This window comes from Bisbaumannia pacifica, assembly GCF_007989625.1.
Classification (GTDB): domain Bacteria; phylum Pseudomonadota; class Gammaproteobacteria; order Pseudomonadales; family Halomonadaceae; genus Bisbaumannia; species Bisbaumannia pacifica.
Window position 1 is genome coordinate 14,066 of the sequence record NZ_BJUK01000019.1, and the last position, 19,248, is coordinate 33,313.

The 19,248-nt window shown below is 69.8% G+C and carries 18 protein-coding genes; 5 read left to right on the forward strand and 13 right to left on the reverse strand.

The window, feature by feature from the left end; genetic code table 11:
• Positions 1-17: 17 nt before the first annotated feature.
• Both HPA02_RS09650 and HPA02_RS09655 read left to right on the forward strand, forming a co-directional pair.
• On the forward strand, positions 18-1,328 hold the full coding sequence (locus HPA02_RS09650) for a short-chain fatty acid transporter (RefSeq protein ID WP_146802978.1): 1,311 nt from the start codon (positions 18-20) through the stop codon (positions 1,326-1,328).
• A 121-nt stretch (positions 1,329-1,449) separates the two neighbouring features.
• Positions 1,450-1,962: an acyl-CoA thioesterase gene (locus HPA02_RS09655; protein WP_146803026.1), complete on the forward strand. Its 513-nt coding sequence runs from the start codon at positions 1,450-1,452 to the stop codon at positions 1,960-1,962.
• A gap of 55 nt (positions 1,963-2,017) precedes the next feature.
• On the opposite strand, the gene HPA02_RS09660 is transcribed toward HPA02_RS09655, so the two are convergent.
• The 5 genes from HPA02_RS09660 to HPA02_RS09680 form a co-directional block, all read right to left on the reverse strand.
• A complete protein-coding gene (locus tag HPA02_RS09660) occupies positions 2,018-2,362 on the reverse strand; it encodes an I78 family peptidase inhibitor (RefSeq protein WP_244945901.1) in 345 nt (114 codons plus the stop codon).
• A 98-nt stretch (positions 2,363-2,460) separates the two neighbouring features.
• The gene (locus HPA02_RS09665; RefSeq protein ID WP_146802979.1) at positions 2,461-2,592 is read right to left on the reverse strand and encodes an entericidin A/B family lipoprotein; all 132 of its coding nucleotides are present in this window, start codon (positions 2,590-2,592) and stop codon (positions 2,461-2,463) included.
• Between the two features lie 72 nt (positions 2,593-2,664).
• Positions 2,665-3,411, reverse strand: a complete 747-nt coding sequence (locus HPA02_RS09670) for a sulfite exporter TauE/SafE family protein (RefSeq protein ID WP_146802980.1) — start codon at positions 3,409-3,411, stop codon at positions 2,665-2,667.
• Positions 3,408-5,540 (reverse strand): TRAP transporter permease, encoded by a 2,133-nt coding sequence (locus HPA02_RS09675; RefSeq protein WP_146802981.1) that lies wholly within the window; start codon positions 5,538-5,540, stop codon positions 3,408-3,410. Before HPA02_RS09675 ends, HPA02_RS09670 begins: the two co-directional genes overlap by 4 nt.
• 280 nt (positions 5,541-5,820) lie before the next feature.
• Positions 5,821-6,840: a TAXI family TRAP transporter solute-binding subunit gene (locus HPA02_RS09680; protein ID WP_146802982.1), complete on the reverse strand. Its 1,020-nt coding sequence runs from the start codon at positions 6,838-6,840 to the stop codon at positions 5,821-5,823.
• A gap of 204 nt (positions 6,841-7,044) precedes the next feature.
• Here HPA02_RS09680 and HPA02_RS09685 point away from each other — a divergent pair, with 204 nt between their 5' ends.
• Entirely contained in the window at positions 7,045-7,473 is a 429-nt protein-coding gene (locus tag HPA02_RS09685) for an HIT domain-containing protein (RefSeq protein ID WP_146802983.1), read from the forward strand.
• A 12-nt stretch (positions 7,474-7,485) separates the two neighbouring features.
• Here HPA02_RS09685 and HPA02_RS09690 read toward each other — a convergent pair whose 3' ends face one another.
• Genes HPA02_RS09690 through HPA02_RS09715 form a run of 6 tightly spaced genes read right to left on the reverse strand, consistent with a single transcriptional unit; the run spans position 7,486 to position 13,298 of the window.
• Positions 7,486-8,565, reverse strand: a complete 1,080-nt coding sequence (locus HPA02_RS09690; RefSeq protein ID WP_146802984.1) for a nickel/cobalt transporter — start codon at positions 8,563-8,565, stop codon at positions 7,486-7,488.
• 34 nt (positions 8,566-8,599) lie between these two features.
• Complete coding sequence (locus HPA02_RS09695) at positions 8,600-9,268, reverse strand: DUF1007 family protein (RefSeq protein WP_244945902.1); 669 nt, start codon at positions 9,266-9,268, stop codon at positions 8,600-8,602.
• A 32-nt stretch (positions 9,269-9,300) separates the two neighbouring features.
• Complete coding sequence (locus HPA02_RS09700) at positions 9,301-10,671, reverse strand: sigma-54-dependent transcriptional regulator (RefSeq protein WP_146802985.1); 1,371 nt, start codon at positions 10,669-10,671, stop codon at positions 9,301-9,303.
• Positions 10,664-12,436, reverse strand: a complete 1,773-nt coding sequence (locus tag HPA02_RS09705; protein ID WP_232341166.1) for a sensor histidine kinase — start codon at positions 12,434-12,436, stop codon at positions 10,664-10,666. Before HPA02_RS09705 ends, HPA02_RS09700 begins: the two co-directional genes overlap by 8 nt.
• Positions 12,433-12,783, reverse strand: a complete 351-nt coding sequence (locus tag HPA02_RS09710; RefSeq protein ID WP_146802986.1) for a hypothetical protein — start codon at positions 12,781-12,783, stop codon at positions 12,433-12,435. The genes HPA02_RS09705 and HPA02_RS09710 overlap by 4 nt, the downstream gene beginning before the upstream one ends.
• Positions 12,780-13,298 carry a hypothetical protein gene (locus HPA02_RS09715; protein ID WP_146802987.1) on the reverse strand — a complete coding sequence of 173 codons (519 nt, stop codon included), beginning with the start codon at positions 13,296-13,298 and terminating at the stop codon, positions 12,780-12,782. The genes HPA02_RS09710 and HPA02_RS09715 overlap by 4 nt, the downstream gene beginning before the upstream one ends.
• A 166-nt stretch (positions 13,299-13,464) precedes the next feature.
• Here HPA02_RS09715 and HPA02_RS09720 point away from each other — a divergent pair, with 166 nt between their 5' ends.
• Positions 13,465-14,616 (forward strand): glycerate kinase, encoded by a 1,152-nt coding sequence (locus HPA02_RS09720; protein ID WP_146802988.1) that lies wholly within the window; start codon positions 13,465-13,467, stop codon positions 14,614-14,616.
• A 207-nt stretch (positions 14,617-14,823) separates the two neighbouring features.
• Positions 14,824-15,297 (forward strand): Dps family protein, encoded by a 474-nt coding sequence (locus HPA02_RS09725; RefSeq protein ID WP_146802989.1) that lies wholly within the window; start codon positions 14,824-14,826, stop codon positions 15,295-15,297.
• A 71-nt stretch (positions 15,298-15,368) separates the two neighbouring features.
• On the opposite strand, the gene HPA02_RS09730 is transcribed toward HPA02_RS09725, so the two are convergent.
• Both HPA02_RS09730 and HPA02_RS09735 read right to left on the reverse strand, forming a co-directional pair.
• On the reverse strand, positions 15,369-16,829 hold the full coding sequence (locus HPA02_RS09730) for an aminoacyl-histidine dipeptidase (RefSeq protein ID WP_146802990.1): 1,461 nt from the start codon (positions 16,827-16,829) through the stop codon (positions 15,369-15,371).
• A gap of 138 nt (positions 16,830-16,967) precedes the next feature.
• Complete coding sequence (locus tag HPA02_RS09735; protein WP_146803030.1) at positions 16,968-19,205, reverse strand: tRNA(Met) cytidine acetyltransferase TmcA; 2,238 nt, start codon at positions 19,203-19,205, stop codon at positions 16,968-16,970.
• Between the last annotated feature and the right edge of the window lie 43 nt (positions 19,206-19,248).

Below are 19,248 nucleotides of genomic sequence, written 5' to 3' on the forward strand. Positions count from 1 at the left end.
CAATAAGCGAATATGCCATGCTCAAGTTCCTGTCACGGCCGGCGGTGAAGCTGGTCGAGCGCTACCTTCCCGATCCCTATGTCTTCGTCCTGCTGCTGACCCTGGTGGCCGCCGCCGCGGCCATCGCCGTGGAGCGCCAGACGCCGCTGGCGGTGATGCGCATGTGGGGCGACGGCTTCTGGAACCTGCTGACCTTCTCCATGCAGATGCTGCTGGTGCTGGTGACCGGGTTCATGCTGGCCAATACCCCGCCGGTGAAACGCCTGTTGCAACGCCTGGCGGCCAAGGCCGGCAATGCCGCGGGCGCCATCGTCCTGGTGACCCTGGTCTCGCTGGCCGCCAGCTGGATCAACTGGGGCTTCGGCCTGGTGGTCGGGGCGCTGTTCGCCAAGGAGCTGGCCCGCCAGATCCGCGTCGATTACCGGCTGCTGATCGCCAGCGCCTACTCCGGCTTCGTGGTCTGGCACGGCGGCCTGGCCGGCTCCATCCCCCTGACCATCGCCACCGAGGGGCACTTCACCGTCGACCGCATCGGCGTGGTGGGCACCTCCGAGACCATCTTCGCCTGGTTTAACCTGGCCATCGTGGCGGCGCTCTTCGTCGTCGTACCCCTGGTCAACCGACTGATGCTCCCCGACGACGAGGAGAGCGTCTATGTCGATCCGGCCCTGCTGAAGGAGCCCGATCAGGAGGGCATGACCCGTCACCGGCCGGCGGATCGCCTGGAGAACAGCCGCGGCCTGGCCTGGCTGGTGGGTATCCCCGGCCTGCTCTTCCTGGTCGATCACTTCCTGCTGCGCGGCGGCGGCCTCAACCTCAATATCGTCAACTTCCTGTTCCTGTTCCTGGCCATCGTTCTCCACCGCACCCCACGCAACCTGCTGATCAGCCTGCAAGAGGCGGTCAAGGGCGGCGCCGGCATCGTTATCCAGTTCCCCTTCTATGCCGGCATCATGGCGATCATGGTGCAGTCGGGGCTGGCCCAGAGCCTCTCCGAGGGCTTCGTGGCCTTCGCCAGCGCCCAGACCCTGCCCTTCTGGTCCTTCCTCAGCGCCGGACTGGTCAACCTCTTCGTGCCCTCCGGGGGCGGCCAGTGGGCGGTCCAGGCCCCGGTGATGCTGCCCGCCGCCGAGGCCTTGGGCGCGGATATCTCCCGGGTGGCCATGGCGGTGGCCTGGGGCGACGCCTGGACCAACCTGCTGCAGCCCTTCTGGGCGCTGCCGGTACTGGCCATCGCCGGCCTCAAGGCCAAGGACATCATGGGCTTCTGCCTGGTGCAGTTGCTGGTCACCGGGGTCATCATTAGCCTGCTGCTGACCTATCTATGATCTGCTGTGCCAGAAGTGGCGCCGACATGCCTATCGGCGCCACCCCTTATGCAGTCGCCGCGGGAAGCGGTTATCCTCATGGGCACGCTTATTGCCTCTGGAGCTTCCCGTGACCGACGATATGCCCCGCCAGCACGAGCTGGCCATGACCGTGCTGATGACCCCCGATATGGCCAATTTCAGCGGCAAGGTGCATGGTGGCGCCATTCTCAAGAAGCTCGACGAGGTGGCCTATGCCTGTGCCAGCCGCTACTCCGGCAGCTATGTGGTGACCCTCTCGGTGGACCAGGTGCTGTTCAAGCAGCCCATCCATGTGGGCGAGCTGGTGACCTTCCTGGCCTCGGTCAACCACGTGGGCCGCTCCTCCATGGAGGTCGGCGTCAAGGTGGTGGCGGAGAATATCCGCGACAAGGTGATCCGCCACACCAACAGCTGCTACCTGACCATGGTGGCGGTGGACGAGGCGGGCGCCCCGGTGGAGGTGCCGCCCCTCAACCTGGAAACCCCGATGCAGAAGCTACGCTTCGAGAAGGCGGCGCTGCGCAAGAAGCTGCGCAAGCAGGCCGAGGAGGAGGCGCGGCGCACCCACGAGAACCACTATGCGGAGCAGCACTACGGCGCCGAGACTCACTGAGCCCTGCCCTCCCGTGCCATCGAAAAGCGGCGCCCTCTAGGCGCCGCTTTTTTAGTTAGCCGCAGAAGAGGTCGGTGATCCGCCCCCCGTCGTCCAGGCGAATATTCAGCCGGTCGTGGAGGTACTCCAGGGTATAGGCCTGGCCGGGGCGCATCACTCGCACCTGGCGCGCCCCGCTGGTGGTGGCGAGCTCCTGATGCAATGCCTCGCCGTAGGCCCGACCCAGCCGTGACTGGACCCGCTCGGCACCGCAGGCATCCTCGCCACCGCCCTGGTGGCCGGCGTCGTCCTGGCCGACCTGGGGCGGACGAGGGGCCGGCTCGTTGGCCGGGGGCGGCGCTCCCATCGTACAGGCCGCCAGCGCCAGGGGCAGCAGCAGGGTCAGGGAAGACTTGAACATGGAGACTCCTTGTCGAATAGCACGATCGCATGAAAAAAGGGGCGAGCCCCAGCTCACCCCCTCAGACCCGGCAACAGGATAACGCCGACGGCGCTCCCTCAATAGGTGGAGCGCTCCAGGGCCTCACCGCCCTCCTGGATATCCTGCCCCGCACCACGCACGGTATTGCAGCCGCTCAGCAGGCCCAAGCTGAATACCGCCACCAGCATCAATGCCATCAGTCGTCGCATCGCGATTCCCTCCCGGTATGTTACCGACCCAATCTTACCTATCGTCCTTACTTTAGCAGCTTCCGAGACACGTCAAGCGAATAGCAGGCGCAGGATGATGGCGACGATCACCGTCAGGGTCAGCCATTTCACCCAGAGGGCGCCCCGGGGGCTCATATTGACCTTCACCGCGAGCCAGGCGCCCAGCATACTGCCCAGGGCCAGCAGCAGGCCGAAGCCCCAGCGCACCTGGCCGAAGGCGATAAAGATCCCCAGGGCCGGCAGGGTGTAGACCAGGATGATCAGCACCTTGAAGACGTTGACCTGGGCCAGGTCGATGCGCAGCAGGCGATAGAGCACGACGATAAAGAGGATCCCCACCCCCACCTGGATAAAGCCCCCGTAGAGGCCGATGGCGAACATCGCCAGGTAGACCACCGGCGTCAGCCGCTCCACGGTGAGCGGCCGGGTGTCGAGGCGCGGCTGGGGCAACAGCATCAGCAGCGCCGAGCCGGCCATCACCGCGATCAACACCGCCTCGAAGAGGGCATCGCTGACCCGCAGGGCCAGCCAGGCACCGAGCAGCGAGCCCACCACCGCCGGCACCGCCAGACGCAGGCTGAGGCCGATATGGGAGGCCCCGGCGCGCAGGAAGCTGGTCACCGCCGAGAGGCTCTGCAGCACGATGGAGACCCGGTTGGTGCCGTTGGCCACCTGGGGCGGCAACCCCAGAAACATCAACAGCGGGAGGGTCAGCATCGACCCACCCGCCGAGAGCACATTGATAAAGCCGGCCACGACCCCGATGCCAACCAGGGCCAGGCCTTCGAATAGCGTCATGCCAATGCCTGTCGCGACGCGCGTCCTGCGCGGGAACTCCAGGCCAGGATACCCAGGAAGAGCGCCAGGCCCAAGAGGTCGAGCACGAGCTCACCATGGGGCCAGAGCATCAGGGCACCGATGGGGAACATGGCCAGGCGCAGCCACCAGGACAGCTCGCTCTCCAGGTACCCCTCGAGGCCGGCGATAATGGCGTAGATGCCGAACAGCGCGAAGGCGAAGACGCTGAGCATCTCCAGCGGCGAGCCGGTGATCAGCGGCGACCAGACGAACAGCAACGGCACGATATACAGCCCCTTGGCGATCTTCCAGGCGGTGAAGCCGGTGCGCATCTGCGGCGTCTGGGCGATGGCCGCCGCGGCGAAGGCGGTGAGGCAGACCGGCGGCGTGACGTTGGAGTCCTGGGAGAGCCAGAAGATCACCATATGCGCCGCCACCAGCAGCATGGTCAGGGTATGCGGCGACAGGGCCTGCTCATAGAGCTGGCCGCGGAAGTCGTCCGGCACCAGGGCCAGCAGCTCCCGGGCCGCGGCGGCATCCATGGGCGCATTCAGGGCCTCCAGGTGCTCCGGGGCGGCGAGCATGAAGATCGCCCTGGCCTGCTCCGGCAGGTCGCCGGCCATGATCAGTTCCACCAACTGGCCGTGGGCCATCAGGTTATAAAGCGCCGGCGCCGAGAGGGTGCCGAGGACGATATAGGCGGCGGTCACCGGCAGGCCCATGCCCAGCACCAGGGAGGCGACGGCGATCAGCACGATGGTGATCAAGAGGCTGCCGCCGGCCCAGTCGGTGATCATCAGCGAGAAGGTATTGCCGATGCCGGTGGTGGAGACTACGTTGACGATCAGCCCCACGGTGAGCAGCAGGATCGCCGTGGTCACCATATTGCGGCTGCCTAGCGCCAGGGCCTCGAGGATCGCCCTGGGGGTCATCGGGGACGTCGACAGCCAGGAGGCCACCACCACCGAGAGGATGGCGATCCCCGCCGCATAGGTGGGGGTGAAGCCATAGATCAAGGAGGCCACCAGCACCACCAGGGGCAGCAGGAAATGCCAGCCGCCCTTGAGCACCTCGAGCAGGCGCGGCGCCTCTTCCACTTCCACCTCCTCGGTATGGCTGCGCTTGGCCTCGATGCGCACGAACATCGCCACCGAGAGGAAGTAGAGCAGCGCCGGCAGGGCCGCCACGCCGATAATGGTCAGGTAGGAGACCTGGGTATAGGAGGCCATGATAAAGGCCCCGGCGCCCATCACCGGCGGCATCAGCTGCCCGCCGGTGGAGGCCGCCGCCTCGACGCCGGCGGCGAAACGCGCCGGGAAGCCGGCCTTGCGCATCAGCGGGATGGTGATCACCCCGGTGGAGACGGTGTTGGCCACGCTGGACCCGGACACCGAGCCCATCAGGCCGGAGGAGAACACCGCCACGAAACCGGGCCCGCCGACGAAGCGCCCGGCGGCACAGCGGGCCAGCTCGATGATGAAGTCGCCGGCGCCGGAGCGTACCAGGAAGGCGCCGAAGAGGATAAACATAAACACATAGGACCAGGAGATGCGGGCGATGGAGCCCAGCATGCCCTCACCGCCCATGTAGCTGCGGTAGAGCACCGTCTCCCAGTTGAGACCGGGGAAACCGAAGACGCCGCTCACGTGGCGTCCCCACCAGGCCACATAGGTCAGCGCCACCAGGCACAGCACCGGGATAAACCAGCCGGTGGTGCGCCGGGCGAACTCCAGCACCAACGCCAGGGCGAGGATCGAGACCACCCAATCGGCGGTGGAGAAGCGCACCCCGCGGGCGTAGAGGGCGTCCTCGAAGCCGATCAGGTAGAAGGCGCAGCCGAGGGCGGCCAGGCCGAGCAGCACATCCACCGCCAGCACCAGCCGCTGACCGGTGGCGGAACGCGCCTTGAGCATGGGCACCGAGAGCGCACAGAGCAGGCCGAACATGCCGAAGTGCAGGGCGCTGGTCCACACCTCGGAGAGGGTACCCAGGGTATTGAAGTAGAGATGCGACAGGGAGACAACGATGGTCAGGGCGAAGAGCCCTCGACCGAGCCAGGAATGCGCGAGGCGCTCGGGGGCCTCGCCGACGTCTTCGTCGCGTACCTCGGGGGCAGGCGTAGTATTCATGAGCAGTCTCGTGGAGCAGGCGTGGATGGGAAGGCTGGAGCAGGTCTCGCTGAGGCCGCGGCGTGGTGACATCGGCGCAGTGGCAATCGCCGAGGGGCGCTGGGGGCAGGTCGAAGCGAAGCGTCTTTTTCAGGGACGAACAAGCCGAGCGCCCAGGGATGGGTCTACAGCGTCTTCGCGGAGTGCCTGCCCCCAGAACAGCCCCGGGCCTCGAGGTACCGAGGTCACGAGCCCGTGGTCTTCAGGAATGGTTTGATGCTCCGGTGGCGATAAGAGGGCTTCAGCCCTCCAGCAGATGCGCGGGGATCTCCAGCCCCTGCTCCTGGAAGTAACGGGCCGCCCCCGGATGCAGCGGCATGGGCAGGCCATCCAGGGCCTTCTCCAGGGCCATATCGCGGGTCGCCGGGTGGATATTGTTGAGGAACGGCAGGTTCTCGAACATCGCCTTGGTGATCTGGTAGACGTGCTCTTCCGGCACATCGGCATTCACCACCAGGATATTGGGCTGAGCGATGGTCTGGACCGGCGCGTCCTGCTCCGGGTAGGTGCCGGCGGCGATCTCGTAGGGACTCCACACCGGATAGGCACTATTGATGCGTGCCAACTGCTCGCCGGTGATATCGAGAATGGTGATATCGTCGCCCATATTGGCGAAGGCGCGGGTGACCGCGGAGGCGGGGACCCCGGCGGGGATATTCATGCCGTCGATATTGCCGTTCTGCATGGCATCGGCGCTGGGCCCATAGCCCAGGTAGGCCAGGTCCATCTGCTCCGGGTCGATCTCGAGACCGGCAAGAATCTGCCGACCGGACCCCTCGGTGCCGGAGTTGCGGGCGCCGATGGAGAAGCCGCGATCATAGAGGCGGGTCAGATCGTCGATGGTGCCCGTCTCGGTCAGCTCGCTGCGCATCACGAAGTGCTCGACGTTCTGCCATAGCATGGAGACCGAACGCACGTTCTCGTAGGCCTGGGGCACCGGGCCCTCGCCGGTCCAGGCCCAGGCCCCATAGAGGGCCTGGAGGATGCCGAACTGGGCCTGGTCGTCTTCCATCAGGCGCAGGTTCTCGGCGGAGCCGGCGGAGCTGATGGCGGAGACGGCGATATTATGGGTCGGCTCCAGCTTGACCCGTACCAGGGTCGAGAGGGCCACGCCCACCGGGTAGAAGGTCCCGCCGGTGGTGGCGGTGCCCATGATGTACTGACCGCCCTCGTCGCTGGCGCTGACGCCGGCGGCCCCCAGGCCCAGGGCGGCGGCGGTGGCGAGGCTAAGGGCGGACTTGAGGAACTGGCGCTTGTGCATGCTATCTCTCCTGTCGATGATGGCTTGTTATGGTTATGCCACTCGACTAGAGCGATATCCCTGCCAGCTTACCCAATAAGCTTTGGAATCAGCGCATTAGCAACGGGGTCGCGTCGACGACTGGTCAAGGCGCCCCGGTGATCGGCAAACTATTGCCGACCATGCACCCCGCCCCGGCCACTTCTTGCCACCCAGGAGCCTCCCATGAGCGACCTCACCCTCGACCCGCGGCTGGAAGCCGATACCCTCCCCGTCACCGAACTGGGCCTCTGCCAGGTCCGGTTGATGAACGATGCCCGCTTCCCCTGGCTGGTGCTGGTGCCGCGGCGCCCCGGGGTCACCGAGGTCTATCAGCTGTCGAGGGAGGACCAGGCGACGCTCTGGCGCGAGGCCACGGCCCTGGGCGAAGGGCTGATGAAGACCCTGGACGGCGACAAGCTCAACCTGGCCACCCTGGGCAATATGGTGCCCCAGTTGCACCTGCATGTGATCGTTCGCTTCGAGGAGGACGCCGCCTGGCCGGCCCCGGTATGGGGCCAGGGCCGGGCCGAGCCCTACGACGCCGATGGCCAGGCCCGGCGCCGCGACGAGATCCTGGCGATTATCGAGGGGCTCGACTTGGGGGAGGCGTAATCAAGCGGCGGCCTACTGGCCGCCGAAGGGAAGACGAGGCGCCCTCGGTTCGCCGTCCTGAACGGCCGGCGGCGCCCCCAGCAGCGGCGCCGAGGCGGGGTTCTTGACCCCGGTAACGAAGAGAGTGAGACCCAGCAAAGCGATGGCCAGGCCACCGCCCAGGGCGGCCCAGCCCAGCAGGGGGCCGGCGAGGGCGGCACGGGACTGACGGGCCAGGCACCGCCGCGCCCAGTCCCGGGCCAGGACGCTGGCCAGGGCCAGGGCCGAGACCGTCAGGGCCGTGCCCAGGGCCATCACCAGCACCGCCGCCACCCCGGCCCAGAAGAACCCCAGCAGCGATGCGGCCCCCAGCAAGAGGACGCCGCCGCTGCAGGGGCGCAGCCCGATGGCCACCACCGTGGCCAGGGCGGTGCGCCAGTCGCCGGCCTGCGCCGGGCTCAGGTGGTGGCTCCCGCCGCAACCGCAGTCGTGATCGTGATCGTGATCGTGATCGTGGTCGTGGTCGTGGTCGTGCGGATGGTCATGAGGGTGGGGCTGAAGAGGGCGCGCCTCGCCCGGCGACGAGGCGCGCCCGGCCCTGAGGCGGCGAAGGGCCCGCCCGCAGAGCCAGAGCCCCAGCAGGGTCACCATCAGGAAGCTGGCCTGCTCCACCCAGACCACCGAGCCCATGGCCTCTCGGGTCAGCCAACCCAGGCCGTGAATCAGCACGGTGACCAGGGCGATGGCCACCAGCGCCTGCAGCAGGGAGGCGGCGCAGGAGAGCGCCAGGGCGCGCTTGAGGGCACCGCCCTGAGTCAGCAGGTAGGTGCTGAGCACCGCCTTGCCGTGCCCGGGCCCGGCGGCATGGAAGACCCCGTAACCGAAGCTGATGCCCAGCAGCCCCGTCCAGGCCGCCGCCGAGGGCGTGCCGGAGAGCTCGGTGATCGCCAGGGTCAGGGCCCGGTGCAGGTCGCGCTGCCAGGCCACCAGTTGCAGGCCGAGGCCCTGGGCCCCGCCCTGCGCCAGCCATAGCACGCCGGCCAGCAGCAATACGCCCAAGGCGGCGACGCCCCAGCCCCGGGGAGAGCGCAGGAAACCGATTACCGCCGGCATAAGTGATCTCCGCGGCGCTCATGGACGACGCCGGTTAGATACGACATTGCACCTCTCCCGTCTCGGCGAAGTAGCGGCCCAGGCCCTCCGGGGCCTGATCGTCGGTGTCCAGGCGCGCCGCCTCGGCCACCTGGGCCGGATCCGGGTCGGCGGCCAGGACACGGGTCTCGCAGTCGTGATCGCCGCTCACCACCAGGGCCTGCTCCCGGGGGGCTCGCTCGTCCGCCTCGTGAACCACCTCGATATAGTAGGTGGGATCATAGACCCGGTAGCGCAGGGTCGCCTCGCCCAGGGGACGAGGCTCGTCCAGGGGCAGCAGGAAGATGAACTCGACCCGGCCACCCCGCTCCATCACCGTGTATTCGCTGACCTCGCCCAGGGCCAGGGCGTCCCCATCCAGGCTCAGCTCGGTAAAGTAGCCCTGGGGGGCCAGGGTGTCGCGAATCTCCAGGCCCAGTTGATCCAGGCGCGCCTCCATGGACTCGTCGCCCTCGGCGCGGCCCAGCTCCTCCAGCAGCACCAGGCTGTAGAAGGGGTCCATCCGCCAGCGCTGATGCAGCGCCTCGACCCGCCCCTGGTCATCGAGGATCACCCGCACGCTGAGGTCGATCCAGCCATGCGGGTGGGCCTGGGCGGCCGCGGGCAACAACACGGCGCCCAGCAGCAACAGGCCGCGCCGCATCAGGCGTCTCGGGCTGGACATAAGGGCCCCCCAGAAAAAGTGACAAGATAACATTATCCCCGCTCCTCCTGCGACAGGAAGGCCTCGCGGCGCAGGCCATGGCGCTGCATCTTCTGATTGAGGGTGCGCCGGGGCAGGTCCAGGGCCTCCATCACCGCCTGGATATTGCCCCCGTGGCGGCTCAGCGCCTCGCGCAGCAGGGTCGCCTCGAAGGCCTCCATCTGCGCGGCCAGGGAGGCCGTCTCGGCGGGCGCCGCCGATGCCGACGCCTCCCAGGGCAGCGCCAGGTCGAGGATATAGCGGGTGGCCATGTTACGCAGCTCGCGCAGGTTGCCCGGCCAGGCGTGACGACTCAAGGCGGCGAGCAGCGCCGCATCCGGCTCCTTCGGCGGACGCTGATGCACCTCCGCCGCCTGGCGACAGAAATGGTAGAAGAGCCGGGGGATATCCTCGCGGCGCTCGCGCAGGGGCGGCAGCGCGAGCTCGGCGATGGCCAGGCGATAATAGAGATCCTCGCGGAACCCGCCCCGGGCCGCCAGCGCCAGCAGCTCCTCCTTGGTGGCCGCCACCACCCGCAGGTCCACGCGGATCAGCGCATTGCTACCCAGGCGAGTGAGTTCCCCCTCCTGCAGGGCGCGCAACAGCTTGACCTGGGCCGCCAGCGGCAGGGATTCCACCTCGTCGAGGAAGAGGGTGCCGCCGCTGGCGTGCTCCAGGGTGCCGATGCGCCGCTCGATGGCCCCAGTAAAGGCGCCCTTCTCGTGGCCGAAGAGCTCCGACTCGATCAGTTCGGCGGCGATGGCACCACAGTTGAGGGCCACGAAGGGCCCCTCGGCGCCGCTCGCCTCGTGGAGGCAGCGGGCCACCACCTCCTTGCCGCTGCCGGTCTCCCCCAGCACCAGCACATTGGCCCGGGTCGGGGCCAGGTTGGCCAGTTGCCGGCGCAGCGCCACCATGGCCGGGGCCTCGCCCAGCAGCCGCGCGGCCAGGTCACCCTCGCGCAGCGCCTCGCGCAACCGCCGGTTCTCCTGAGCAAGCCGCCGGCGCTCCAGGGCCCGGCGCACGCAGGCCTCCAGGCGCTCCGGCGCGAAGGGCTTCTCGACGAAGTCCCAGGCGCCGGCGCGCATCGCCTCGACCGCCATGGGCACATCGCCATGACCGGTGATCAGCACCACCGGCGGCGGTTCCTCCAGGGCCTGGACGGCGTCGAGCAGCGCCAGGCCATTGAGGCCCGGCATCTTGACGTCGCTGACCAGCACGCCGCAGGGCTCCCCCGCCGCCAGGGCATCGAGGGCAGCCTGGCCACGCTCGAAGGTACGCACCGCGAGCTCGGAGAGCTCCAGCCATTGACTCAGGGACGCCCGGACGTCCGGATCGTCGTCCACCAACCAGATGGATAGCGACGCGGGGTCTCTCTCATTCATGCGCTTTCTCGTCTGTCGCCGGGGCGACGGCCCGGGGCAGCTCGACCCGGAACCAGGCCCCTCCCGTCGCGTTGTTGCCGGCCTGGAGACGGCCGTCCAGGTCCTGAACGATACCGAAGCTGATAAAGAGCCCCAAGCCCAGGCCGTCGCCCACCGCCTTGGTGGTAAAGAAGGGGTCGAAGAGCTTGTCGAGCAGCGCCTCGGGAATGCCCGGCCCATTATCGGCGATATGCACCACCCAGCACGAGGGTGCCGCCTCGATGTTCACCTCGAGTCGTGGCGCCTCGACGCCGCGCAGGGCATCCAGGGCATTGCGCAAGAGGTTGGTCAGCAGTTGCTCGAGGCGCACCTCGTCCCCCAGCACCCAGGCCGACTCGGCCTCGGGGCGTCTCACCACCGGGTCGATACCCTGCTTATCGAGACGCTCGGCCAGCAGCTCCAGCACGAAATCGAGGCACGCCGACAGGTCGACCGGCTCCCGGGTGCCGCCCTTGCGGGCATACAGCTTGAGCTGGCGGATCAGGGTGGCCAGGCGCTCGCAGAGCCCCTGGATGCGCCGAAAGTTCTCCTCCGCGGCCTCCGAACGCCCGCGCTGCATCAGCCGCTCGCCGTTGGCGGCATAGGTGCGAATCCCCGACAGGGGCTGGTTGAGCTCGTGGGCGATGCCCGCCGCCATGGTGCCCAGGGCCGCCAGCTTGCCGGCCTGCACCAGCTCCGCCTGGGCCTCGTGCAGGGCACGGGTGCGCTCCACCACCCGCGCCTCCAGCTGCTCGTTGGCCTCGCGATAGATCCGTGCCTCCCGCTCGCGCAGGCGCTGGCGTTTCTGCCGCTCGCGCAGCCAGAGCCCCAGCAGCAGCAGCGCCACCCACACCGCAGCGCCCCCCATCAGCGCATTGCGGGCGCTGACATAGAGGGGGCGCACCGGGGTCAGGTAGTGCATCCGCCAGCCCAAGGTCGCCAACGGCAAGGCACTGGCCAGGTAACGCTCGCCGAGCCCCTGGTCGCCGATGCGCAGGGTACCGTCGCCCAGGCGTTCGCCCAGGGGCTCCAGGGGCCGTCCCATGAATTGGCGCTGGGCGCGGATCTCCGCCCGGGCCCTCGGCGAGAGCTCGCCGAGCCGTCGATAGCGCCACTCGGGACGACTGGAGAGGATCACCACGCCATTGGCATCGATCAACAGGACCCGCTCGCCGGCCCGACGCCAGTCGGTCTGCAGCGCCTCCAGGGAGACCTTGACCACCAGCACCCCGGTGGGCGATGCCCGCTCCTGGCCCACCGCCGCAGCGATAAAGTAGCCCGGCCGCCCGGTGGTGCTGCCCACGGCGAAGAACTCCCCCCACCCCTCGGCCAGGGCATCGTGCACATAGGGGCGGAAGCGGTAGTCGTGGCCGACGAAGCTGTCGGGGCCGGCATGGTTGCTGCTGGCCAGGGTGATGCCTTCGGCGTCCACCAGGAAGATCGCCTCGGCGCCGGAGCGTTCCGCGACCCGCGCCAGGTAGGCATTGACCTGAGGCAGGAAGACCCCGGCGGGGTCGAGCAGGGCGGCCTGCACCAGGGGCTGGCGCGCCAGCAGATCCGGCAGGTAGGTGAAGCGCTCCTGGGCGCCCTCCAGGCTGCTGCCATAGAGGGCCAGGCGGGCCTCGGCATGGCGCCGGGCCTCCGCCTGGGCCTGGGCATACTGCCAGTGCCAGAGCCACCACAGGCTCAGCAGGGCGATGGCGGCCGGGACCAGCCACGGCAGCCGACGCAGCCCCTGCCGAGTCAAGGCAATAGCCCCAGCTCGGCCTCAAGCTCGACCAACAGGGGATCGAGCTCATGGGGCGCCAGGGCCCGGCCGTGACGCCAGCCACGCAGGTCGACGCGACTCCCCTCCCCCGCGCGGCGGGCATCGAGGCGAATCCGCACGTCGCCGCGGACGAACTCGAGGCGCCCGAGACGGGCATCACCGCCGAGCGCCACATAGCCGCGGTCGGTAAACAGCTCCAGCGCCGCCGTCATCACCGCCGGGCGCGGGGCATCGAGGCGCAGCTCCCGAGGCTCGGCCGACGGCGGCGCGGCGGCACAGCCGCTCAGCAGCAGGAGCGCCAGGGCGCAGAGCCAGACTCGCTTCATATCGTTGTCTCCTCGATGGCGGCCCTCAGGCCGCGGCAAAAGCCGGCGTTATCGGCGCGCCCCAGGCTACGGATCACGCCGTGGGGCTCTCGGCGGCGGACCTCCCGGCCGACCCGCACCTCGTCACGGCTCAACCACACCGAGACGCGCTCCTGGTCGATCGCCCGATGGTCGGGGTGATAGACGCCGAAAAGGGGCGGATAGGGGCCAGGATAAGCGAGGCCGAGAGGGTGCCACGGATCACGCTCGAAGGGGTAGCCATAGGCCCGCAGCGGCCCCGCCGAGGCCTTCTCGGCGCTGATCAGGCCCAGCGCCATATCGCTGTCGCGCAGCCTGAACCCCTCGGCCTCCAGGGCCCGCACCACTCGCTGCGCATAGTCGACCCTGTCCCTCGCCGCCGGGGCCTCCCATCGGCACTCCGCCACCGTCACCAGCGGCTGGTGTAGCGGGGTCACGGCCCGCCCCGCGCACCCCGCCAGGACCAGCGGAATCAACCAGAGTCCATAGATACGCATCGCACACCTCCCAGGGAATCGCCTCGGCCACGCCGGAGCCCGCGGGACGTGCAAGGGGCGCGGTCAGCTCTTATGCTCAGCGTAACCCCCGGCACGACCGGCTCGTACGGACGAATGATACGCCTCTTGACCGCCGGCCCACGGCTTGATTCCCAGGAGACCCGAGATGAAGATCCTGATCGCCCCCGACAGCTACAAGGATGCCCTGGCGGCCAGCGATGCCGCCGCCGCCATCGCCCAGGGTATCCGTCGCGCCGCCCCCGAGGCCAGCTGCGTGCTCTGCCCCCTGGGCGACGGCGGCGAAGGGACCCTGGACGCCCTGCTCGCCGCCACCGGCGCCGAACGCCGCCTGACTCGGGTGCAGGATGCCCTGGGGCGCCCCATCGAGGCGGCCTGGGGCTGGCTGGAGGAGTCGCGCACCGCCTTCGTCGAGCTGGCCCAGGCCAGCGGCCTGGAGGCGCTGCGCCGGGACGAGCGCGACGCCCTGAGCGCTTCCACCTTCGGCACCGGCGAGCTGATCCGCGCGGCCCTGGACGCCGGTGCCCGCCGGCTGCTGTTGACCCTCGGCGGCAGCGCCACCAACGACGCCGGAGCGGGAATGCTCCAGGCCCTGGGCGCCCGCCTGCTAAATTCCCGCGGCGAGGCCCTGCCTCCCGGTGGCGCGGCCCTGGCCGAACTGGATCGCCTCGAGCTCGATGACCTGGACCCGCGCCTGGCCGGGCTGGAGGTGCAGGCCGCCGTCGACGTGGACAACCCCCTGCTCGGGGAACGCGGCGCCAGCGCCGTCTTCGGCCCCCAGAAGGGCGCCGACGCGACGCAGGTGGCGCGCCTGGATGCCGCCCTGGCGAACTTCGCCGAGCGGGTCGCCGCCATCCTCGGCGAGGAGCATCGCGACCTGCCCGGGGCCGGGGCCGCCGGGGGCATGGGCTTCGCCGCCCGCGCCTTCCTCGGCGCCGACCTGCGCCCCGGTATCGAGCTGGTGATGGAGCAGGTCGACTTCGCTGCCCTGCTCGAGGGCAGCGACCTGGTGATCACCGGCGAGGGGCAGCTGGATGGGCAGAGCCTGGCCGGCAAGACGCCGGTGGGCGTGGCGCGCCGCGCCCGGGCCGCCGAGATCCCCTGCGTGGTGCTGGCGGGGCGCCTGGGGCCCCAGTGGCAGGCCGCCCATGATGAGGGCGTCACCGCCGCCTTCGCCCTGGCCGACGGCCCCATGGACCTGGACAGCGCCCTGACTCGCTGCGATGAGTTCCTGGCGGATCGCGCCGAGAGCCTGATCCGGCTGATCCGGCTGATCCGCGCCTGGCGCCTCTCCCCCTGAGAGACGAGCCGCTGGCGGATCGCGCCGAGCGCCTGGTCCGGCCGATCCGCGCCTAGTACTCGGGTACCCAATCGAACCCCCGGCGCCTTGCGCCGGATCACGATTGAGGCCGACTATGGGGGCTATGATAAGAAACGTCTTATCATCTCTGCCCTCGGGGCCTAGACTGGACTCAGCATTCACCCAAGGATCAAGGAGGCATCCCACATGTCCGATATCAATGCCATCGGCCTGCACGAATCCAGCGCCAGCCAACTCGCCGAGAAGCTCAACGAGCTGCTGGCCAACTACCAAATCTTCTATATGAACGTGCGCGGCTACCACTGGAACGTCAAGGGTCCGCAATTCTTCGAGCTGCACACCAAGTTCGAGGAGTTCTATACCGACCTGCTGACCAAGGTGGACGAGGTGGCGGAGCGCATCCTGACCCTGGGCCATCAGCCGGTTCACGCCTACAGCGATTACACCCAGCTGTCGCGCATCGCCGAGGAGAAGAACGTCCATGATGGCGAGGCCTGCGTGCGCGGCGTGCTCAAGGGCTACCAGACCCTGATCGAGCTGCAGCGGGAGATCCTCTCCCTGGCCTCGGACGCCGACGACGAGGGCACCGCCGCCCAGGCCGGCGACTATATCCGCGAGCAGGAGAAGACCGTCTGGATGCTTAACGCCTATCTGGGCTAGTCAGCCAGCCGCTGTCTCTCCAAGACGCCGCCCTAAGGGCGGCGTCTTGGTGTCTGACTCGAGTGTGCGACTTAGCCCTCGGCCAGCTCCTCGATCAGAGCCCGCAGCAGGCCCCAGAACTCCTCGACGGAGTCCAGCTCCGCGCGTTCATCTGGCGAATGGGCCCCGCGAATCATCGGCCCGAAGGAGATCATCTCCAGCACCGGGTACTTGCCTCCCAGGATGCCGCACTCCAGCCCCGCATGGATCACCTTGACCTCCGGATCGCGGCCCAGGCGGCGTCGATGCAGGTCGCAAAAGCGCGCCAGCAGCCGACTATCGGGGTCGGGGGTCCAGCCGGGATAGGCGTTCTCCACCCGGGTGCGGGCGCCGATCAGCCCGAACAGGGCACGGAAGCGGTCCGCCAGGTCCCGGGTGGCGCTATCGCGCAGGGAGCGCACCAGGGCACAGAGATGGAAGCGCCCCGCCGCCAGGCTCACCACTCCCAGGTTATTGGAGGTCTCCACCACCCCGGGCAGCTCGGCACTCATGCGCTCGACCCCGCAGGGGGCGGCGTGCAGGGCATCCACCAGCAGGTGGCTGGCGGTGGGGGTCAGGGCCTCCTCGACCTCGTCGCCCCAGGGGCTTAGCGTCAGGCACAGCCCCTCGTCGACGCCCTTGAGCTCGGCACGCAGCTCCGCCGCCAGGGCCTCGAGCCTTGCCTGGGCCGAGACCACTTCGTCCTCCGGCAGCGCCAGGGTGGCGAAGGCCTCCCGGGGCAGGGCATTGCGCAGGGTGCCCCCCTGGTAGTCGATCAACCGCACCTCGCAGGGCGCCAGGGCGCGCAGGACCCGCATCAGCAGGCGGTTGGCGTTGCCGCGTCCCTTGTGGATATCGATGCCCGAGTGGCCGCCCATCAGGCCGGTCAGGGCCAGGCGATAGGCGCGTTCCTCCTCGCTCAGGGGACTGGTGGGTAGCTGCGCCTCCACCACCACGTCGGCGCCACCGGCGCAGCCCACATAGACCTGGCCACGATCCTCGGAGTCCAGGTTGAGCAGCAGTTGCCCCTGAAGCCAGCCCTCGGCGAGGTTGAGGGCGCCGCCCATGGAGGACTCCTCCTCCAGGGTGAAGAGCGCTTCCAGGGGGCCATGCACCAGGCTCTCGTCCTCGAGGATCGCCAGGGCCGCGGCCACCCCCAGGCCGTTGTCGGCGCCCAGGGTGGTGTGGCGGGCGTGCAACCAGCCCTCCGCCACATAGGTGTCGATGGGGTCGCGGGTGAAGTCGTGGGGATGATCGGCATTGGCCTGGGCCACCATGTCCAGGTGACCCTGGAGGATCACCCCGGGGGCCGCCTCACACCCGGGGCTGGCCGCCTTGCGGATACGCAGGTTGCCATAGGCGTCGCGATCATGGGCCAGGCCCCGGGCCTCGGCCCAGGCCTCGAGGGCCGCCACCAGGGCCGCCTCGTGGCCGGAGGGGCGCGGGGTATTGCACAGGGTACGGAAGTGGCGCCACAGCAGGCGCGGCTCGAGCTGTTCGAGATGTGCGTTCATAGCGGCTCTGTTCGGTCGATAACCGGCCTACCTTACCGGCCGGTCACGACCAGGAAAAGGCGTTTACCGTGCCAAGGCCGTCAGCCCCTCACCGGCCTCGGCGTCCGGCGCTCCGCCTCCCGTGGCCTTAGAGGCGCTTTAGTCCGGGGCGTCCAGAAAGGGCACCAGCGCCGCCAGGGCCCGGCGCAGCCGGGCCTCCACCTCGCGCCGACCGCTAAGCCCGAGGGTCCGGGCCAGCCAGGCGGTGTCGCGGCCCTGGAAGAGCGCCGCGACCAGCAGCCAGGCGTGGTCATCCCGGGGCGCGCCGCAGGCCAGCGCCCGGCGTAGGGCGGCCTGCAGGGCCGGGCGCGCCAGGGCCGGGGCACGCTTGGCGAAGGCCACGTCCTCCAGGTCGCGGCGCTGCCCCGGGGTCAGCGGCGCCGCCGCGCCCTCCGCCAGCAGCGCCAGGGCCAGCTCGGGGTCCAGCGCCTCGAGCTCGAAGGCCAGCAGGCTGGGCAGCAGGGCCTGGAAGGCCTCGGCCAGCGCCGCCGCCAGGGCTTCGCCGGCGGGGCTGGTGGGGCAGACCACCATCAGCGCATGCTCGCCGCTGGCGGCCTCCCGGGTCAGCCCCAGGCGTACCGTACGGAAGCCCGCGGCGCGCCAGAAGGCCAGCAGCCCCGGCTCGGCGCCGAAGCTGGCCCCCAGCAGGTCGATGCCGTCGTGGCGGGCCTGCGCCAGCTCACCGGCCAGCAGCGCCTCGCCGAGGCCCTGGCGGCGACAGTCGCCATGCACGGCGATACGCATCACCCGCCGCAGCCGCGCCCGCAGCGCCGCCCGGGAGCCGGCATGGGCGGCCAGGGACTGGGCCAGCAGGTGCCCGCGGGGGCGGCGCTCTCCCCGGGCCACCCGCTCCGCCAGCTCGGCGGAAAAGCCCCCCTCCTCCACGCAGAGGGTCACCCCCAGGGGCGCACCATTCGCTTCCAGGCTGGTGATATGCACCCCGGGCCCGTCGAGCAGCTGGCGCAGGTCGCTGGGCTGGGTGCGGTAGTGGGCCTGCACCAGCAGGCCGAACAGGGCCCGCAGGCGAGGCTCGTCGGCGGCCAGTTCGGCGCGCCGCAGGCGCCGACGACTCAGGGTCGAGGCGGGCGGCAGCGCCGCCGGCGGATCGGCGGGCTCGGCGTCCAGCAACGGCAGGCGCCGACGACTCAGGGTCGAGACGGGCGACAGCGCCGCCGGCGGATCGGCGGGCTCGGCGTCCAGCAGCAGCAGGCGATCGGTCAGCGCCTCCAGGGGGTCTCCCGGGGCCCAGCGCACCGGAGTGAGCAAGCGCAGCCCTTGCCACTGGGGGGCCTGGCGCTCGAGGTGCTCGCGAAAGCGCAGCGCGAAGCCGCGCCCCGAGCCCTCGTAGCCGTGTACCGTGGTGGCGAAGACCAGCCGCGGGAAGTGCCCCAGCCAGCGCCCCAGCAGGGGAGCGGGAATGGCCGCCGCCTCGTCCACCAGCAGCAGCCCCCCCTTGGCATCGATCTCGCCGGCCTCCAGGGCCGCCATCAGGGCGTCCGGGGCCAGGAAGGTCACCGCCTGGCCGCTGGCCGCGAGACGGAAGTCGTTGCCCTGGCGACGCCCCTCGGGGCACAGCGCGGCGAGGCGCTCGAATAGCGCCTCAAGGGCAGCGGGACGCGGGGCGGTGAGGAAGATCCGCGGCTCGCCGGCGGCCAGCCAGCGGGCGCAGGCGATGCCCAGGGCGGCGCTCTTGCCACGACCGCGGTCGGCGGTGAGCACCAGGGGACGCCGACGCCGCAGCTTGACCAGGCGCGCCACCGCCTCGGCCTGATCGCGGGTCAGGCAGTCGCCATCGGGGCTCGGTGCCACGGGCACCGCCTCGCCCAGCCGGGGGGGCTGCGGCAAGATGCCGGGGCGCCAGCTCAGGACCTCCGGGGCGTCCGCCAGCAGCCGCGCCAACCGTGCCAGGTAGCGGGCGCTAAGCTGCTCGACCCGATAGGGGTGCTCGGCCAGGCGCCGGTAGTCGGCATCAGGCGCCGCCCCCCAGTCGGCAGGAGTCAGCAGCACCAGCAGGCCGCCGGCCCGCAGGGTACCGGCCAGGGCGCCGAAGGCCTCCGGGTCGAAGCCTTCGCCTGCGCCCTGGGCGGCGAAGACGATCAGGTCATGTTCGCCGCCCAGGCGGGTGCGCGCCTTGCCGGGCGGCAGGCCATGCTCCGCGACCCCGGCGGGCGGATGGTCGGCGACCCATAGCGGCCGGCCCCAGGCGGCGGCATTCCAGAGCGCCAGGGCCCGTGCCCGGCACGCCTCGGCATCGCCGGCCAGCCACACCAGGCCACGCCACTGGCGCTCGGCCAGGGCGTCGTGCCAGGCCAGCAGGGGAGCGAGTTCTTCGGTCATCGACAAGGGAGGCACCTCCTGAGGGCCGCAGTGTAGCAGCGAC